Annotated in this window: 15 protein-coding genes and 1 other RNA gene; 10 read left to right on the forward strand and 6 right to left on the reverse strand. The window is 62.0% G+C overall.

Going from position 1 to position 17,028, the window contains the following annotated elements; translation table 11 throughout:
* Window positions 1–58: 58 nt before the first annotated feature.
* From NKH22_RS04390 to ffs, 4 genes are all read right to left on the reverse strand, one after another.
* On the reverse strand, window positions 59–1,027 hold the full coding sequence (locus tag NKH22_RS04390; RefSeq protein WP_023703499.1) for a cell wall hydrolase: 969 nt from the start codon (window positions 1,025–1,027) through the stop codon (window positions 59–61).
* A 219-nt stretch (window positions 1,028–1,246) separates the two neighbouring features.
* Window positions 1,247–1,570 carry a YbaB/EbfC family nucleoid-associated protein gene (locus NKH22_RS04395; RefSeq protein WP_023669519.1) on the reverse strand — a complete coding sequence of 108 codons (324 nt, stop codon included), beginning with the start codon at window positions 1,568–1,570 and terminating at the stop codon, window positions 1,247–1,249.
* A gap of 31 nt (window positions 1,571–1,601) precedes the next feature.
* Window positions 1,602–3,413, reverse strand: a complete 1,812-nt coding sequence (locus tag NKH22_RS04400; RefSeq protein ID WP_352909018.1) for a DNA polymerase III subunit gamma/tau — start codon at window positions 3,411–3,413, stop codon at window positions 1,602–1,604.
* Window positions 3,414–3,617: 204 nt separating this feature from the next.
* An RNA gene (gene ffs, locus NKH22_RS04405) (signal recognition particle sRNA small type) lies at window positions 3,618–3,714 on the reverse strand.
* A gap of 157 nt (window positions 3,715–3,871) precedes the next feature.
* Between ffs and NKH22_RS04410 the strand changes: the two genes are divergently transcribed.
* The 3 genes from NKH22_RS04410 to NKH22_RS04420 all read left to right on the forward strand — a co-directional run bounded on the left by NKH22_RS04410 (window position 3,872) and on the right by NKH22_RS04420 (window position 5,649).
* Complete coding sequence (locus tag NKH22_RS04410) at window positions 3,872–4,291, forward strand: HIT domain-containing protein (protein WP_023682032.1); 420 nt, start codon at window positions 3,872–3,874, stop codon at window positions 4,289–4,291.
* Between the two features lie 35 nt (window positions 4,292–4,326).
* The gene (gene nudC, locus NKH22_RS04415) at window positions 4,327–5,268 is read left to right on the forward strand and encodes an NAD(+) diphosphatase (protein ID WP_023682033.1); all 942 of its coding nucleotides are present in this window, start codon (window positions 4,327–4,329) and stop codon (window positions 5,266–5,268) included.
* Between the two features lie 75 nt (window positions 5,269–5,343).
* Window positions 5,344–5,649, forward strand: coding sequence for a Dabb family protein (locus NKH22_RS04420; RefSeq protein WP_023669515.1), 306 nt, complete (start codon window positions 5,344–5,346; stop codon window positions 5,647–5,649).
* A gap of 6 nt (window positions 5,650–5,655) precedes the next feature.
* Here NKH22_RS04420 and NKH22_RS04425 read toward each other — a convergent pair whose 3' ends face one another.
* Both NKH22_RS04425 and NKH22_RS04430 read right to left on the reverse strand, forming a co-directional pair.
* A complete protein-coding gene (locus NKH22_RS04425) occupies window positions 5,656–6,519 on the reverse strand; it encodes a prephenate dehydratase (RefSeq protein ID WP_023682034.1) in 864 nt (287 codons plus the stop codon).
* Between the two features lie 23 nt (window positions 6,520–6,542).
* The gene (locus tag NKH22_RS04430; protein ID WP_023669513.1) at window positions 6,543–7,268 is read right to left on the reverse strand and encodes a 3-deoxy-manno-octulosonate cytidylyltransferase; all 726 of its coding nucleotides are present in this window, start codon (window positions 7,266–7,268) and stop codon (window positions 6,543–6,545) included.
* A 193-nt stretch (window positions 7,269–7,461) separates the two neighbouring features.
* On the opposite strand from NKH22_RS04430, the gene NKH22_RS04435 reads away from it, so the two are divergent.
* From NKH22_RS04435 to NKH22_RS04465, 7 genes are all read left to right on the forward strand, one after another.
* The gene (locus NKH22_RS04435) at window positions 7,462–8,127 is read left to right on the forward strand and encodes a c-type cytochrome (protein WP_352909020.1); all 666 of its coding nucleotides are present in this window, start codon (window positions 7,462–7,464) and stop codon (window positions 8,125–8,127) included.
* A gap of 151 nt (window positions 8,128–8,278) precedes the next feature.
* Window positions 8,279–10,156, forward strand: a complete 1,878-nt coding sequence (locus NKH22_RS04440; RefSeq protein ID WP_023682035.1) for an extracellular solute-binding protein — start codon at window positions 8,279–8,281, stop codon at window positions 10,154–10,156.
* A complete protein-coding gene (locus tag NKH22_RS04445) occupies window positions 10,156–12,024 on the forward strand; it encodes an extracellular solute-binding protein (RefSeq protein WP_023682036.1) in 1,869 nt (622 codons plus the stop codon). Before NKH22_RS04440 ends, NKH22_RS04445 begins: the two co-directional genes overlap by 1 nt.
* 174 nt (window positions 12,025–12,198) lie before the next feature.
* Window positions 12,199–13,296 carry a microcin C ABC transporter permease YejB gene (locus NKH22_RS04450; protein WP_023669509.1) on the forward strand — a complete coding sequence of 366 codons (1,098 nt, stop codon included), beginning with the start codon at window positions 12,199–12,201 and terminating at the stop codon, window positions 13,294–13,296.
* Entirely contained in the window at window positions 13,296–14,435 is a 1,140-nt protein-coding gene (locus NKH22_RS04455) for an ABC transporter permease (RefSeq protein ID WP_023682037.1), read from the forward strand. The genes NKH22_RS04450 and NKH22_RS04455 overlap by 1 nt, the downstream gene beginning before the upstream one ends.
* The gene (locus tag NKH22_RS04460) at window positions 14,432–16,063 is read left to right on the forward strand and encodes an ABC transporter ATP-binding protein (RefSeq protein ID WP_023688772.1); all 1,632 of its coding nucleotides are present in this window, start codon (window positions 14,432–14,434) and stop codon (window positions 16,061–16,063) included. Before NKH22_RS04455 ends, NKH22_RS04460 begins: the two co-directional genes overlap by 4 nt.
* A 19-nt stretch (window positions 16,064–16,082) precedes the next feature.
* Entirely contained in the window at window positions 16,083–17,024 is a 942-nt protein-coding gene (locus NKH22_RS04465; RefSeq protein ID WP_352909022.1) for a 2-hydroxyacid dehydrogenase, read from the forward strand.
* The last annotated feature ends 4 nt before the right edge of the window (window positions 17,025–17,028 follow it).

Consider the following 17,028-nt stretch of genomic DNA (forward strand, 5'->3'; position numbering starts at 1 on the left):
GCGCATACGCACCGAGCCCGCCATGCTGCCATGGCGGGCTCGGAAAATGTTCTGGGCGTCAGTAGGCTGAGAGCGGCCGGGTTTGATCGACGATCATTGCGCCGATATCGTCGGTGTTCTCAGGCGTCGACTGGAAGCCCATCGACGCTTCCTGCGTCGCCGATGGCACCAAGGTGACGTAGCGGGCGTTCAGCGTGCCGCCGAAACGCGAGGCATCGGGCTCGGCCATCGGCTCCTGCATCGCCACCTCCGTCTGCTTGGCGGCGACGCGGGCGCTCTTAGCGGGCGCCGCGGAAGCCGTCACATAGGTCTGCTCGGCCGGGGCACGTGTCGCCTTGGCTGCGCGAACCGCCGCGGCCTGCTTGGCAGGATCTGGACGGACAATGGTCTTCACCACCGGCTCGGCGTAGGCAACCTGCACCGGCGCTTCAGGCACAGGAGCGCGCGGCTGCGCCGAGGCAACCATGGTCGTGGATTCATCCGGCAGCGGCTGCCAGTTGCGGCCGCGCTTCTCGTAGAAGGCGTTGCCGCCGGCAACCATGGTGTAATGCATGTTCTTGTAGGGGAACCTCAGGCCGGCGGTGTGGAAGTACATCGTGTTCTTCAGCTTGGCCTTGCGCTCGCCCTTGAGCACCGCATCGGCGGCCTCCTCGACATCGGGCATCGCTTTCGAATTCATCGCCCGCGTCATCACGCCGGGCGCGAACTGGCCCGGTTCGCCAACCACTTGGCAAATGGTGCTGCCATGATTGCCGGAGCGCAGCCGGTTCATCACCACCGTGCCGACGGCGATCATGCCGTCACGGCTCGAGCGGTTGGACTCGAAGAACATCGCCCGCTCCAGGCATTCCTTCTCCTTCGGCGTGTTGCGGTAGGCGCGCGTCGAAAGGAAGCTGGGCGTGATGGCGTCGGTCAGGCTGGCGACCGACAGGCCGTGCGAAGACGTGGTCTGGCTGCAACCGGCCAGGAACATAGGGGAGAAGATGATGCCGAGCAGAAGCGGCGTCTTCCATCGCGTCGCGATCAACAAAAAATGCCTCATTGTCCAGATGCCAGCCCGCCCCGAGATGTGGCAAGAATGAGACTCTTAAAGGCAAAAAGATGGCTAAAGGATTAGCTTTCGTGCAGCATAGGTAAAACTTTATAAATGCCCGGATATGTCCGCGTGAGCAAAGCCGGAGAAAGTCTTAACAACAGCCCCCGCAGCCGATTTCCCTTCATAATCAATTAACTGGTTGGAGCCGGCTCAGAACGGCAATTTCATTCCGGGCGGGATCGGCAAGCCTGCCGTCAGCGCCTTGGTCTTCTCCTGCATAATCTGCTCGACCTTATTTTTGGCGTCATTGTGAGCGGCCAGCAGCAGGTCTTCGAGAATCTCGACCTCGTCCTCCTTGAACAGCGACGGATCGATCTTCAGCGACTTCATTTCGAACTTGCCGGTCAGCGTGACATTGACCAGCCCGCCGCCCGCCTGCCCGCTTGCTTCAATCGTCGCGATCTCGTCCTGCATGGCCTGGAACTTGGCCTGCATTTCCTTCGCCTTGCCCATCAGGCCGAGAAGATCTTTCATGGTCGGGTCCTTTGCGGATTCGTGGCTATGGTCAGGTTTCGTCGTCGTCGGACGGCGGCTCGACCGGCGCTTCGGCCTTGTCGGTGTCGACTTCCGGCGCGTCGGGAATGCGCACGTCGATGATCTTGGCGCCGGGAAAGCGCGCGAGGATGGCGGCCACCGCCGGATCGCTTTTCGCGTCGGAGAAAGCGGTCTCGCGCCTGGTCGATTCCATCTCGGCCAGCGTTTGGCCGCCCTCTTCCTTCGACAATGACACCAGCCAGTTGCGGCCGGTCCAGGCCCGCAGCTTCGTCGTCAAGTCGTTGAGCAGCATCTTGGGCGCATCGGCGGTCAGGCCGACGTCGATACGGCCGGGCTCGATGCGCACCAGGCGAATACAGCTCTTGACCAGCACCTTGAAGGCGATGTCACGCTGCGCGTCGGCAAGAGCGACAATATCGGCCAGCGATTTCAGCGGCGGCGATTGCGGCTCGACGACCGGCTGCGGAGGCGCGACAAAGGCGACCGGGGGCGCGTCGACCAATCGCATGGTTTGCGCACCGGCTGGCCCGGACGGCATCCGGGTCTGCGCTACCGCGCTGGCGCCGCCGCCATTGCCGGCATTTACCGGCGCACCATTCGGGCGTGAAACACCACCGGACGCCGGAGCGCCGCTCTCTAGAGATTTCAGCGCCTCGTCCAGCGTCGGCAGGTCGGCGGCATGCGCCAGCCGGATCAGCACCATCTCGCCGGCGCTGACCGGTCGGTTGGACGACTGCACCTCGGGAATGCCTTTCAAGAGCATCTGCCAGGTTCGCGACAGAACCTTGACCGACAGCGTGCTGGCGAAGTCGGCGCCGCGGCGGCGCTCATCCTCGGACAGGGAAGCGTCGTCGGCAGCCGTCGGCACGAAGCGCAGCCGGGTGACGAGGTGGTTGAATTCGGCCAGATCGGTCAGCACGGCAGCCGGATCGGCGCCGGTGTCGTACTGGTTGCGGAATTCGGCAAGGGCGGCCGCCACATCGCCTTTCATGACATGTTCGAACAGGTCGACGATGCGGGCGCGGTCGGCGAGACCCAGCATGGCGCGCACCGCTTCGGCGCTGACGGCGCCGCCGCCATGGGCGATTGCCTGGTCGAGGATGGAGAGCGAATCGCGGGCCGAGCCTTCGGCGGCGCGCGCGATCATCGCCAGCGCGTCGTCGTCTACCGAAATGCCTTCCTTGCCGGCAATGGAGGCGAGATGCGCGACCAGCGCGCCGGCATCGATGCGTCTCAGGTCGAAACGCTGGCAGCGCGACAGCACGGTGATCGGCACTTTGCGGATTTCGGTGGTGGCAAAGATGAATTTGACGTGCGGCGGCGGCTCTTCCAGCGTCTTCAACAGGCCGTTGAAGGCCTGGGTGGAGAGCATGTGCACTTCGTCGATGATGTAGACTTTGTAGCGCGCCGACACCGGGGCATAGCGCACGCGCTCGATAATGTCCCTGATGTCGTCGATGCCGGTATGCGACGCGGCGTCCATCTCGATGACGTCGACATGGCGGCCTTCCATGATCGCCTGGCAGTGCTCGCCCAGGAGGGCGAGGTCGACCGAGGGATGGTCGACCGTCGGCGTCTTGTAGTTGAGCGCCCGCGCCAGGATGCGCGCCGTCGTGGTCTTACCGACGCCGCGCACGCCGGTCAGCATCCAGGCCTGGGCGATGCGGCCTGTGGAGAAAGCGTTGGTCAAAGTGCGGACCATCGGCTCCTGGCCGATCAGTTCCGAGAAATTCGACGGACGATATTTGCGCGCCAGCACGCGATAGGCGACGGCCTTTTGCTTCTCCAGGTTTTCGGGGTCCGAATTTCCGGCTTCGCTCATTCGCCCGTAAAGCTCCAAAAGGCCGCGTCTCAGCGTAGCCGATTCCTGCTAGATCGTTTCACCGTTTTCTGAAACGGCAAACCGCTCTACCCTTTGCTTTAACGCAATTCCGGACGGGAAACCGCTCACACTTTCCCTGGAATTGCTCCAATAGTCTCGCCCGCGCTGCAATGCGTCGTCAATGTCGCGAGAGGGGCCGATGAGGTGGGAGGCTGGAACAATGACCCGTTCCGGGCTCGTTAGGGCTGCTTCCTTCCGGACCTGACCCGGTTGGCGAGTGGATCGTCCACCACCAACCTCCCGCGTTCCATATCGGCAATTCAGCGATCAAATGCAAGGGTGCATTGAGAATCGGATGCCCTTGAACTCCGCCGCTCAATGAATCGCTTGCAGCCCCCGTGCAGCCGCTCTAGCGTCATGAGTTTGGGAATAATGCGAGAAGCGCAAGGGAAACGCCAATGCTACCGGGCCTCAAGGCCGGATTCACGCTCGACTCCAGGCTGGAGGCGGATAGCGAGCAGCTGATGTGGCTCGGCCTGTGCGAGCTCAGGGTGATGAACGATAGCCGCTGGCCATGGCTGGTCCTGGTGCCGCAGCGGCCGGGGGCCGAAGAAATCCACGACATGACGCCGCTCGACCAGGCGATGTTGACCTTCGAAACCAACATGGTGGCGCAGGCGCTGAAAAGAACCACGGGCTGCACCAAGATCAACACCGGCGCGCTCGGCAACATCGTTCGGCAATTGCATGTCCACGTCATCGCCCGCTCGGAAGGCGATCCGGGCTGGCCGGGGCCGGTGTGGGGGCACGGCATGCGCGAGCCCTATGAGCGTTCAGGCATCCGCCAATTTGCGCAACAGATCAAGGCGGCGCTATAAGCCGCCTGTGTCCATCCCTAGACGTTCGAGCTTCCATGACCTTTCGCCTTTTTGACGCGCCCTTGCGCGAACCGAGCCAGTTCGTCGGCTTCGCCGGAAACACGATTGATCGGCAATCCGAGAACCGCGCCGACGATTCCGTCGAAAGGGCGTTGGCCGATCCCTCGGCACGTCTTCTGCCGATGCATGGCGGACGGCTGTATCTGAAATTGCACGATGGCAGCTTCGACCCTTGGTTCGATCTGGCTGAGAGCCAGAAGCTGCAGCCATCACTCGCACAAGGCGTGCTGCTTGGCTTTGCCGAGAGCGGCCCGGTCCTTGCCGTGCCGGTCGGCCTCGATCCCGAACAGCTACCGGAGACCATGAAGGCGATCGATTATCGCTCGGTCTATATGCAGGGGCTGATCGACGAGGCGGCAGCGGGCGCGCTGGCGCAAGGCGCCGCCCTGCTTGCCTGGCATGCCACCCATCGCTTCTGCAGCAAATGCGGCCATGAATCGCATATGCGGGCCGGCGGCTACAAGCGCCATTGCCCAAATTGCGGCACCGAGCACTTTCCACGCACCGATCCGGTGGCGATTATGCTGACGGCGACGCGGGAAAAATGCCTGCTCGGCCGCGGCCGGCATTTCGGGCCCGGCATGTACTCGGCGCTTGCCGGCTTCATCGAGCCGGGCGAGACGATCGAGGCGGCGGTGCGCCGCGAAACGCTGGAGGAAGCCGGCATCCGGCTCGGCCGCGTCGTCTACCATGCCAGCCAACCCTGGCCGTTCCCCTATTCGCTGATGATCGGCTGTTTCGGCGAACCGCTCAATGACGACATCCAGGCCGATCTCAACGAGTTGGAAGATTGCCGCTGGTTTTTTCGCGACGAGGTGCGTTCCATGCTGGAGAGGACGCACAAGGACAATCTGGTCACGCCGCCGAAAGGCGCGATCGCGCATCATCTGATCCGCGCCTGGGTCGACAGCGAATAAGACTTGTTATTTTACGCAATTCCGGACGGAAAACCGCTTCACACTTTTCCTGGAATTGCTTAACGGGAGCAAAAAATGATCCGTCACACCGTGGTTTTCACCCTGAAGCACCCGCAGTACTCGCTGGAGGAAAAGCGGTTCCTCTCCGATGCCAAGCGCATTCTCAGCGCAATCAAGGGCGTCACCCATTTCGAGCCGCTGCGGCAAGTCAGCCCGAAAAACGACTATCACTTCGGCTTCTCGATGGAGTTCGTCGATCAGGCCGCCTACACCAGATATAACGAGCATCCCGACCACGTTGCCTTCGTGCGCGACCGCTGGATCCCGGAAGTCGAAACCTTCATGGAAATCGACTATGTGCCGCTGACCCTGCTGGTTTAGGGAACCTTAGTCCGCGACCTTCCACTGCTCGCGCGACTCGCTGGCGGGATAGACACCCAAAATGCGCACTTCGCGCGAGAAGAAGCGCAGTTCGTCCAGCGCCAGCTTGACCAGTGGATCGTCGGGATGGCCCTCGATATCGGCGTAGAACAGCGTCGCGGTGAAGGCGCCCAACTGATAGCTCTCCAGCTTCGTCATGTTGACGCCGTTGGTGGCGAAACCGCCCATTGCCTTGTAGAGCGCAGCCGGCACGTTGCGGACACGGAACATGAAGGTCGTCATCATCTTGGTGTCGGCCGAGGGCCGTTCGGCCAATCGCTTGTCCTTGGTCAGCACGACAAAGCGGGTGACATTCGAATCCGTGTCCTCGACGTTCTTCTCGATGATGTCGAGGCCGTAGAGTTCTGCGGCTAGCGCCGGGGCGAGCGAGGCCATGGTGCGGTCCTTGAGCTCCGAGACCAGCTTCGCAGAGCCCGCCGTGTCGCCGGCGATCACCGGCTTCCAACCGTTCTTGCGGATGTATTTGCGGCACTGTCCCAGCGCATGGATATGGCTGTGCACGGTCTTGATCTCTTCGCGTTTGACGCCTGGCAGCACCATCAGCTGGAAGTGGATCGGCAGAAAATACTCGCCGACGATGTGGAGTTTCGATTCCGGCAAGAGATGATGAATGTCGGCGACGCGGCCGGCGATGGTGTTTTCGATCGGGATCATGGCGAGGTCGGCCTTGTTGGTCTCGACCGCGTTGAAGGCATCCTCGAAGGTGGGGCACGGCAACGGCTCCATCGAAGGGAACATGTTGCGGCTGGCGGTGTCGGAATTGGCGCCCGGTTCGCCTTGGAAGGCTATTCTGTTGGTCTTGTCAGGCATGCCGATATCTCAGGTTGAAGGTCTCAGGAAAGAATTTGTCGGGCGCGTTCGAGGTCTTCCGGCGTGTCGACGCCCAGCGGCAGCGATTGCACGATCTCGGCATCGATGCGCATACCGGCCTCCACCGCCCGCAACTGCTCCAGCCGCTCGCGCCGTTCGAGCGGCGAAGGTTTTAGCGCGACGAAGCGTTCGAGGGCTGAGCGCCGATAGGCGTAGAGGCCGACATGGTGATAGAGCGGCCCCTCGCCCCAGGGCGCGGTGGCGCGGGTGAAATAGAGCGCCTTCAGCCGCGTCGCCGACAACGGCGAACCGACGATCTTGACGACGTTGGGGTTGGCCTTTTCCTCGTCGCGGACGATCTCGACGCCGAGCGTGGCGATGTCGACCGCAGCGTCCTCGAACGGTTTCAGCGCCGCACCGATGATCTTGGGATCGATGGTCGGCAGGTCGCCCTGCACATTGACGATGGTTTCGACCTTGCGATCGGGGTCGAGGGCGGTCAGCGCCTCGAAGATACGGTCGGAACCGGATTCGTGGTCGGTGCGCGTCATCACCGCCTCGAAACCGTGCGCGCGCACCGCTTCGGCCACGTTGCGCGTGTCGGTTGCCACCACTACCCGGCCAAGCCCAGCCTCAGCGGCGCGGCGGGCGACATGGACGATCATCGGCGCGCCGGCTATGTCGGCCAGCGGCTTGCCCGGCAGGCGCGTCGAGGCCATGCGGGCCGGGATCAGGATGAGCGTGGACATCGAGGTTGCAAGGCGTTCGAAAGAGGATGGGGAAAGTGGCAAAAGGTCTCACTGGAAGCGCCCTTATAGGTGTTGCAACGCCCAAGCAAAAGACCTAGTTTCCGCCCGATTTGACCGGCTCGACGGGGTGGGTCACGATACCGACGGACGGAGTGGACGGAGAGGTCCGCCGGAAAAGGGAGCCCTGGGGCGTATGGATTCCAACGAAGTCAACAAACTGCTCGCCGGGTTGCTTGGAACCTGTTTCGTCGTCTTCTCGGTCGGTTTGGTGTCCGACGCCCTGTTTGCCTCGCCGGCGCCGGAAAAACCCGGCTTTGCCGTCGAGGCGACGGAGCCTGCCGAAGGCGGCGCCGCCGGACCCGCAGCAGAGGCGAAGCCGATCGCCGACCTTTTGGCCACCGCCAATGTCGAGCAAGGTGCGGCCGTCTTTAAGAAATGCCAGGCCTGCCATTCCGGCGAAAAAGGCGGCCCCAACAAGGTCGGCCCGGATCTCTGGGACATCGTCGACCGCCCCGTCGCCGAGCATGAGGGCTTTGCCTATTCGGCCGGCATGAAGGAGTTTTCCAAGGGCGGCGCCGAGAAGTGGACCTATGACAATCTCAACCACTTCATCACCTCGCCGAAGAAATTCGTGAAGGGCACGGCGATGGGCTTTGCCGGCCTGCCGAAGGACGAGGACCGCGCCAACGTCATTGCCTATCTGCGCACGCTGTCGGATAGCCCGAAGCCGCTGCCGACGCCAGGTGCCGCCGCCGATGCAACGGCGCCGGCCAAGCCGGCCGAGGGTGCCGCTCCGGCCAAGCCGGCTGAAGGTGCAGCTCCAGCCCCTGCGACGCCGGCACCGGCGCCCGCCAAATAACCGAATTGTCATCTCCATGACCTCAAAAAAGCCGGGTTCAGCCCGGCTTTTTGTTAGGAAAATCGCATATGCGGCGACAAAGCCGCCGCATGGCGGTTTTCACCGGCGTCAAATCATTTAGGATTGCCGGGCATCGCGACGAGGAGAACGCATGACGGTTGGCCGAACGCTTCTGAGGTCCTTTCTGGTTGTGGGCGCCCTCGCAGGCGGCCTGCAGGCATCCTTCCCCCAGGAATGGCACACCACCTCTTCGCTGATCGGCCCCTCCAAATATGGCGAGAACTTCCAGCGCTACGATTATGTGAATCCGGATGCACCGAAGGGCGGTACCTACAATTCGGTCGTTTCCGGCACGTTCGACAGCTTCAATCCCTACGTCGTGCAGGGCTCGCCGGCGGCCGGCCTGCAGCCATTTGGCGGCGGCCTGCTCTACGACACGCTCATGGATCAAGCGACTGACGAAGGCAGCGTCAGCCACCCGCTCATCGCCGATGCCTACAAGTACCCTACCGACTATTCCTCGGCCACCTACCGGCTCGACCCACGGGCGAAATGGCATGACGGACAGCCGATCACCACTGACGACGTGATCTGGTCGTTCCAGGTGCTGAAGGCCAACAGCCCGATGTACAGCCGCTATTTCGAAAACGTCACCGACGCCGTCGCTGTCTCGGACCGTGAGGTCGAGTTCCACTTCGACCAGAAGGGCAATCGCGAACTGCCCAAGATCCTCGGCGACCTTGTCGTGCTGCCCAAGCATTGGTGGGAAGGCACCGACGACAATGGCAAGAAGCGCGACATCACCAAGGGGACGCTGGAGCCGCCGCTGGGCTCGGCTGCATACAAGATCGCCAGCTTCAAGGCGGGGTCGGAAATCGTCTGGCAGCGCGTCCCCGACTATTGGGGCGCCAAGCTGGCTGTGAAGATCGGCCGGGAGAATTTCGACACGCAGCACTTCACCTACATTCTTGACGACAACGCCTCCTGGGAGGCGTTCAAGAAAGGTGGCCTCGACGATATCAAGCCGGAAAACAGCTCGAAGCGCTGGGCGACATTTTATGATTTCGCGGCGATCAAGGCCGGCGATGTGATCAAGCAGGAGTTCAAGACCACCTCGCCCGAGCCGATGCAGGCTTTCATGCTCAACCAGAGACATAGGTTGTTTGCCGATCGTCTGGTCAGGGCCGCGCTCACCTACCCGTTCGATTTCGAATCGATGAACCGCACGCTGTTCTTCGGTTTCAACACTCGCACCCACAGCTATTTCCAGGGCACGGACCTAGCCTCCAGCGGCTTGCCGCAAGGCAAGGAATTGGAGATCCTGGAGAAGTACCGCGACAAGCTGCCGCCGGAAGTATTCACCCAGGAATTCAAGTTGCCGGTCTACGATTCGCCGCAGGCGGAGCGCAAATATCTGAAGCAGGCGGTCGACCTGTTCGCCCAGGCCGGCTGGGTGATCAAGGGCGGCAAGATGGTCAACGCCAAGACCGGCGAGCCATTCAAGTTTGAAATCCTAGGCTCGAATGAAACCGACCAGGTCATTTCCAGCCCCTGGATCGCCAATCTGCGCAAGATCGGCGTCGATGCAACACTGCGCATCGTCGACCCGAGCCAGTACACCAACCGCGTCAGAAACTTCGATTACGACGTCATCACAGGACAGCTCCAACAGTCGGAATCGCCCGGCAACGAGCAGCGCGATTTCTGGAGCTCCAAGGCCGCCGACACACCGGCATCGCGCAATTATTCCGGCATCAAGAACCCGGTCGTTGACGCCCTTGTCGACCGCATCATTTTTGCCACGGATCGCGATGACCTCGTCGCCACCACCCATGCGCTCGATCGCGTGCTGCTGTGGAATTACTATGTGGTGCCGCAATACTATCGCGCCGTTGTGTGGCTGGCTTACTGGAACAAGTTCGGCATCCCGGAAAAGCAGCCCGGCTACCGTGGCGCCGATATCGATTCCTGGTGGATCGATGCGGACAAGGAAAAGGCCCTGGCCGCCAAGTACAAGGGCAGCAATTGATGGCGGGGCTCCCTCGCCGCGATTTCCTGGCCCTCAGTGGCGCCGCGGCCGTTGCTGCGCTGCTGCCGGGCAAGGCTTTCGCCGCCAGCCCAACCGGCGTGAAACTGCATGGACTGTCGGCTTTCGGCGACCTCAAATACAAGCCGGACTTCACTCATTTCGACTATGTCAATGTCGATGCGCCGCAAGGTGGCGTCTTCAACTTCCTGCCGCGCAACTGGCTTGCCAACCAGACGCCGCTGACCTTCAACACGCTGAATTCGTTCGTTCCCAAAGGCGATTCGCCCCAGCGCACGGAGATGTGCTTCGATTCACTGATGGTGAGAGCGTACGACGAACCTGACGCCGTTTACGGGCTGATCGCTGACAGCGTGACGATTTCCGACGACCGCAACGACTTCACCTTCTCGCTGCGCCCGCAGGCCCGCTTCCATGACAGCACGCCATTGACGGCAGAGGATGCCGCCTTCACCTTCAAGCTGCTCAAGGACAAGGGGCACCCGTACTATTCCCTGCCGCTAACGCATCTGGATGACGCGATTGCCGTGGATGCCCACACGCTGCAGCTTAGGTTTTCCGGCAAGCAGACAAGCCGCACCATCCTCAACGTCGTCGAGTTCCCGGTCCTGTCGAAGGCGTTCTACACGGCCAACCCGTTCGATTCCTCGCAGATGAACCCGCCGTTGGGGTCAGCCGCCTACAAGGTCGGTCGCTGGTCGGCAGGGGCCTGGATCGAATATGAGCGTGTGGCTGATTATTGGGGCAACGACCTGCCGGTCAATCGCGGCCAGAACAATTTTCAGCGGATCCGCGTTGAGTTCTATCAGGACCGTAGCGTTGCCTTCGAAGCGTTCAAGAAGGGAGAAATCCTCTACAGGGAGGAATTCACCTCGCGCGTCTGGGCGACCGGCTACGACTTCCCAGCGTTCACTGCCGGCAAGGTGGTGAAGCACGAATTCCCGGCCGAAACGGTGCCTTCGATGCAGGGCACCGCCGTCAACCAGCGGCGCGAGCAGTTTCGCGACTCGCGCGTGCGGCAGGCGATCGGGCTCTGCTTCGACTTCGAATGGACGCGGCGCAATTTCTTCTACGGTTCCTATGAGCGCTCGCAATCCTGCTTCGAGAAATCCGAATTTCGCGCCGAGGGCAGACCGTCGCCACAAGAATTGGCTCTTCTTGAGCCGCTGCGTGAGCAGATTCCCGCCGAGGCTTTTGGCGAAGCCGTGATCCAGGACGCGTCGAACGGCTCCGGCCGCGACCGGCAGTTGCTTGGCAAGGCGGCCAAGCTTCTGGCCGAGGCCGGCTGGAAACGGTCCGGCAATTTCGTCGTGAACGACAAGGGTGGTCGGTTGTCCGCAGAGTTTCTTGTCGACGACGAAGTCTTCGAACAGGTCTACTCGCCCTGGGTCGAAAACATGAAGGCGGTCGGCATCGATGCCTCGATCCGGCTGGTGGATGCCGCGCAATATCAGCTGCGGCAGAATTCGTTCGACTACGACCTCGTCTCGGTCGCGGCCTCGTTTCCGGCGACGCCAACCCGTGACGACCTCGAAACCATTTTCCATTCGCGAGCAGCTACCGTATCGGGCTCTCGCAATCTGCCGGGAACGTCGAGCCCGGCCATCGACGCCCTGGTTGACGCCGCAGGTGCCGCCGAGGGTCGCGAAAGCCTGACAATTGCCATGCGCGCGCTCGACCGGGTCTTGCGTGCACGGAGGGATTGGATTCCAAGTTGGTTCCTGGCGAATCATCGAAGCGCCTATTGGGACATGTTCGGTTTTCCCGAGCGGAAACCCGATTTCGACTTCCCGGTCGAAGCGCTGTGGTGGGTCGACAAGGGCAAGGCGGCAAAAATTGGCAAAGGGTAGGCTGTTGCGCGGCACTTTACCCTCCCCCTCGTGGGGAGGGTCGGTGAGCACTTCGTGCGCAGCGCGAATGGCGAACCGGGGTGGGGGTGTGACGGCGTACGCCGGATCGAGACTACCCCCACCCCGCTCCGCTTCGCGGATCGACCCTCCCCACAAGGGGGAGGGTGAAAGCTGATGGGCGCCTACATACTGCGCCGTATCCTGCTGATGATACCGACCCTGTTCGGCATCATGGCGGTTGCTTTCGTCGTCACTCAATTCGCACCGGGTGGACCGGTCGAGCAGGTCATCGCCAGCCTGACCAACCAGGGCGGCAGCGACCGCCTCGGCAGCGGCGGCGGCGATGCAGGAGGCGGCGGCAATTTCGATGTGGCCGGTGACGTCGGCTCGAAGTATCGCGGCGCGCAAGGGCTCGATCCGGAATTCATCAAGAAGCTGGAAAAGCAATTCGGCTTCGACAAACCACCGCTCGAACGCTTCGGCATGATGCTGTGGAACTATGCCCGCTTCGATTTCGGCGACAGCTATTTCCGTGACATCTCGGTTCTTGACCTGATCCTGGAGAAGATGCCGGTGTCGATCTCGCTTGGGCTGTGGATCACGCTGTTGTCCTATCTGATCTCGATCCCCCTTGGCATCCGCAAAGCGGTCAAGGACGGCTCCGCCTTCGACGTCTGGACCAGCGGCGTGATCATCGTCGGCTATGCCATACCGGCCTTCCTGTTCGGCATATTGCTGATGGTGCTGTTCGCGGGCGGCTCCTTCTGGGACTGGTTCCCACTGCGCGGCATCGTCTCCGACAATTGGGACCAATTGTCGTGGCCCGACAAGATCGTCGATTATTTCTGGCACATGACCTTGCCGCTGACGGCGCTGGTGCTGTCGGCCTTCGCGACGACGACGCTGCTGACCAAGAACTCCTTCCTGGAAGAGATACGCAAACAGTATGTGGTGACGGCCCGTGCCAAGGGCCTGTCGGAGCGGCGGGTGCTTTACGGACATGTGTTCCGCAACGCAATGCTGATCGTCATTGCCGGCTTTCCAGCGGCCTTCATCTCGGCCTTCTTCACCGGCTCGCTTTTGATCGAGAACATCTTTTCCCTCGACGGTCTCGGGCTGCTCGGTTTCAGGTCCGTGTTGGCGCGCGACTATCCGGTCGTGTTCGCCAACCTCTATATATTTTCGCTGCTTGGTTTGTTCGTGACGCTGTTGTCCGACCTGATCTACACATGGGTCGATCCGCGCATCGATTTCGAGCGGAGAGACGTCTGATGACGCAGGCTGCAGCCGAGATCACACCGACAAGGATCGCCCGCCCCTGGCTGTCGCCGCTCAACAAGCGGCGCTGGCAGAACTTCAAGGCCAACAGGCGCGGCTACTGGTCGTTGTGGATATTCCTCGCTCTGTTCGTGCTGTCGCTGTTTGCCGAACTGATCGCCAACGACAGACCGATCGTCGCCTACTACAAAGGCGAGATCCTGTTCCCGGTGGCGGTCGCCTACCCCGAGGAAAAATTCGGCGGCTTCTACGCCGTCACCGACTATCGCGACCCGGTCATCCGCGACGAGATCAACGCCAATGGCTGGATGATCTGGCCGCCAATCCGCTATTCCTACCGCACCGTCAACAATGCGATCCCCGACGCCGCTCCCGCAAAACCGTCATGGGAATACGACGCGCAGAGGCGATGCAGCCAATATCCGCAAGGCGCTGCCGATCCTGACTGCATTGTCGGCAACTGGAACTGGCTGGGTACCGACGACCAGGCGCGCGACGTGCTGGCGCGCATCATCTACGGGTTCAGGATTTCCGTGCTGTTCGGGTTGATCCTGACCGCGGGTTCGTCGGTTATCGGCGTCGCCGCCGGCGCGCTGCAAGGGTATTTCGGCGGCTGGACCGACCTTCTCTTTCAACGCTTCATAGAAATCTGGTCGGCGATACCGCTGCTGTATCTGCTGCTGATCGTCGCTGCCATCCTGCCGCCGGGCTTCTTCATCCTGCTCGGGCTGATGCTGCTCTTCTCCTGGACGTCGCTTGTCAGCGTGGTGCGCGCCGAATTCCTGCGCGCGCGCAACTTCGAATATGTCAACGCGGCCCGCGCGCTTGGTGTGTCCAACCGCACCATCATGCTGCGCCATCTTCTGCCCAATGCCATGGTGGCGACGCTGACCTTCATGCCTTTTCTGGTCAGCGCCTCGATCTCGACACTGACCTCGCTCGACTATCTCGGCTTCGGCCTGCCGCCCGGCACCGCGTCGCTCGGCGAACTGCTAAAACAGGCGCAGAGTAACCTCAATGCCCCCTGGCTCGGTATATCGGGCTTCATCGTCATCTCGCTGATGCTGTCGCTGTTGGTGTTCATCGGTGAAGCAACGCGCGATGCTTTCGACCCGCGCAAGGCGTTCCGATGAGCAGCGAACTCCTGCTCTCCGTCCGCGATCTCAGCGTTGCCTTCACCCAAGGCGGCAACGAGTCGACCGCCGTCGACCACATCTCCTTCGATCTCGCCAAGGGCGAGACGGTGGCGCTTGTGGGCGAATCCGGTTCCGGCAAATCGGTCTCGGCGCTGTCGGTGCTGAAGCTTCTGCCCTACCCGACGGCCAGCCATCCCTCGGGCAAGATCCTGTTCCAGGGCGCCGACCTTTTGGCGATGAACGAAAAGCAGTTGCGCAGCGTGCGCGGCAACAAGATCACCATGATCTTCCAGGAGCCGATGACCTCGCTCAATCCGCTGCACACGATCGAGCAGCAGATCGTCGAGATCCTGGCGCTGCATCAGGGCATGGGCGACCGCCAGGCCAAGGCGCGCACGCTGGCGCTGCTCAACGAGGTCGGCATTCGCGAACCGGAAAAGCGGCTCGACGCCTATCCGCACCAGCTGTCCGGCGGCCAACGCCAGCGCGTCATGATCGCCATGGCGCTGGCCAACGAGCCTGAACTGCTGATCGCCGACGAGCCGACGACGGCGCTCGACGTCACTGTCCAGGCGCAGATCCTCGAATTGCTGGCGGGGCTGAAGAGCCGCAAGGGCATGTCAATGCTGTTCATCACCCATGATCTCGGCATTGTCAGAAAGATCGCCGACCGCGTCTGCGTGATGACCAAAGGCAAGATCGTCGAGACCGGGCCGACCAGGGACATCTTCGCCAACCCGCAGCACGCTTATACCAAGCACCTCCTGGCCGCCGAGCCGAAGGGCAAGCCGCCGGCCGCCAACGACGCCGCCAAACCGGTTATGACCGGCAAGGACATCAAGGTTTGGTTCCCGATCAAAAAGGGTTTCTTTCGCACCACCGTCGACAATGTGAAGGCTGTTGACGGAATCGACGTCACCGTACGCGCCGGCCAGACGCTAGGCGTCGTCGGCGAATCCGGCTCCGGCAAGACGACGCTCGGGCTGGCGCTGGCGCGGATGATCTCATCGACCGGCACCATCCAGTTCAATGGCAGCGACATCAACCAGCTTTCCTTCAACGCCATGCGGCCGCTGCGCCGCGAGTTGCAGATCGTTTTCCAGGACCCGTTCGGCTCGCTCAGCCCGCGCATGTCGGTCTCGGAGATCATCGAGGAAGGCTTGAAGATCCACGAGCCGAAGCTGTCGCCCGATCAACGCGACGACAAGGTCGTCGCCGTGCTGAAGGAGGTCGGGCTCGATCCGGCGACCAGGAACCGCTATCCGCATGAATTCTCCGGCGGCCAGCGCCAGCGCGTCGCCATTGCGCGCGCCATGGTGCTCAATCCACGCTTCGTCATGCTGGACGAACCGACCTCGGCGCTCGACATGAGCGTGCAGGCGCAAGTGGTCGACCTCTTACGCAATCTGCAGGCCAGGCACGACCTTGCCTATCTGTTCATCAGCCACGATCTGAAAGTCATTCGCGCCCTTGCCAATGACGTCATCGTCATGCGCAATGGCAAGATCGTCGAAGCCGGCCCTTCCGAACAGATTTTCGAGCGGCCGCAGACCGACTATACGAAGGCGCTGATCTCGGCCGCGTTCAAGATCGAGACGGCGCCGGTCGGTATCGTCAGCGAATAACAGGGAATACAATCCGCAAATGGAAAAAGGCAAAATCCTGCTTGCCGTCACCGGCTTTCATCCGCAGCGCTGGCGCGAGCTGCTGTCGGCCGAGCGCGAAGTGGTGCTGGAGCCGGACGGCGCTTCGGATACGTCGATCACCTATGCGGTGGTGTGGAAGCAGAAGCCGAACCTACTGAAATCGCTGCCCAATCTGCGCGCAATCTTCTCGATCGGCGCCGGCGTCGACCACATCTTCGCCGATCCCGGCCTGCCCGATGTGCCGATCGTCAAAGTGGTCGCCGAGAACCTGACGCAGTACATGACCGAATATGTCGTCTGGCGCGTGCTCGACCATCACCGCCAGGGCATGCTCTATCGTGCGCAGCAGCCGAAGAAGACCTGGCACGAACCGCCGCAGCGGCCGGCCGGTGACATCTCGGTCGGCATTATGGGGCTCGGCAATCTCGGCCGCGCGGCGGCATCGGTGCTGTTGTCGCTCGGCTTTGCCGTCAATGGCTGGTCGCGGAGCGACAAGGCCATGAAAGGCGTTGCGACCTATGCCGGAGAGGCCGGGCTGATCCCCTTCCTCAACGCCACCGACATACTGGTGGTGCTGTTGCCGCTGACGCCGGACACGCACGGCATCATCAATTACGGCGTGCTGAAGGAATTGCGCAAGCGAAACGGCCTCGGCGGCTCGGTGCTGATCAATGCCGGGCGCGGCCGGCTGCAGAAGGACGCCGACATCTTGCGAGCGCTGGACGACGGCACGCTGAAGGAGGCGAGCCTCGACGTGTTCGAGGTCGAGCCGCTGCCGAAGACCAGTCCGCTTTGGAGTCACCCGAAAGTGTTCGTGACGCCGCACGCGGCGGCGACCTCCGACCCTGTCCACCTGGCGCCGAGCATGTTGCGGCAGATGGATGCCTTCGAGCGCGGCGAAAAGCTTGATAACGTGGTCGACCGCAAGGCGGGGTACTGAGGAA

Source organism: Mesorhizobium sp. M1252, from assembly GCF_040318265.1.
Lineage (GTDB): Bacteria > Pseudomonadota > Alphaproteobacteria > Rhizobiales > Rhizobiaceae > Mesorhizobium.

What these genes read in the sequence shown, in the direction of transcription:
- NKH22_RS04455 (WP_023682037.1), top strand. Translation starts at nt 13,296, where the DNA reads ATGACGCAGGCTGCAGCCGAGATCACACCGACAAGGATCGCCCGCCCC.
- NKH22_RS04465 (WP_352909022.1), top strand. Translation starts at nt 16,083, where the DNA reads ATGGAAAAAGGCAAAATCCTGCTTGCCGTCACCGGCTTTCATCCGCAG.
- NKH22_RS04460 (WP_023688772.1), top strand. Translation starts at nt 14,432, where the DNA reads ATGAGCAGCGAACTCCTGCTCTCCGTCCGCGATCTCAGCGTTGCCTTC.
- NKH22_RS04440 (WP_023682035.1), top strand. Translation starts at nt 8,279, where the DNA reads ATGACGGTTGGCCGAACGCTTCTGAGGTCCTTTCTGGTTGTGGGCGCC.
- nudC (WP_023682033.1), top strand. Translation starts at nt 4,327, where the DNA reads ATGACCTTTCGCCTTTTTGACGCGCCCTTGCGCGAACCGAGCCAGTTC.
- NKH22_RS04445 (WP_023682036.1), top strand. Translation starts at nt 10,156, where the DNA reads ATGGCGGGGCTCCCTCGCCGCGATTTCCTGGCCCTCAGTGGCGCCGCG.
- NKH22_RS04435 (WP_352909020.1), top strand. Translation starts at nt 7,462, where the DNA reads ATGGATTCCAACGAAGTCAACAAACTGCTCGCCGGGTTGCTTGGAACC.
- NKH22_RS04410 (WP_023682032.1), top strand. Translation starts at nt 3,872, where the DNA reads ATGCTACCGGGCCTCAAGGCCGGATTCACGCTCGACTCCAGGCTGGAG.
- NKH22_RS04395 (WP_023669519.1), bottom strand. Translation starts at nt 1,570, where the DNA reads ATGAAAGATCTTCTCGGCCTGATGGGCAAGGCGAAGGAAATGCAGGCC.
- NKH22_RS04425 (WP_023682034.1), bottom strand. Translation starts at nt 6,519, where the DNA reads ATGCCTGACAAGACCAACAGAATAGCCTTCCAAGGCGAACCGGGCGCC.
- NKH22_RS04400 (WP_352909018.1), bottom strand. Translation starts at nt 3,413, where the DNA reads ATGAGCGAAGCCGGAAATTCGGACCCCGAAAACCTGGAGAAGCAAAAG.
- NKH22_RS04420 (WP_023669515.1), top strand. Translation starts at nt 5,344, where the DNA reads ATGATCCGTCACACCGTGGTTTTCACCCTGAAGCACCCGCAGTACTCG.
- NKH22_RS04430 (WP_023669513.1), bottom strand. Translation starts at nt 7,268, where the DNA reads ATGTCCACGCTCATCCTGATCCCGGCCCGCATGGCCTCGACGCGCCTG.
- NKH22_RS04450 (WP_023669509.1), top strand. Translation starts at nt 12,199, where the DNA reads ATGGGCGCCTACATACTGCGCCGTATCCTGCTGATGATACCGACCCTG.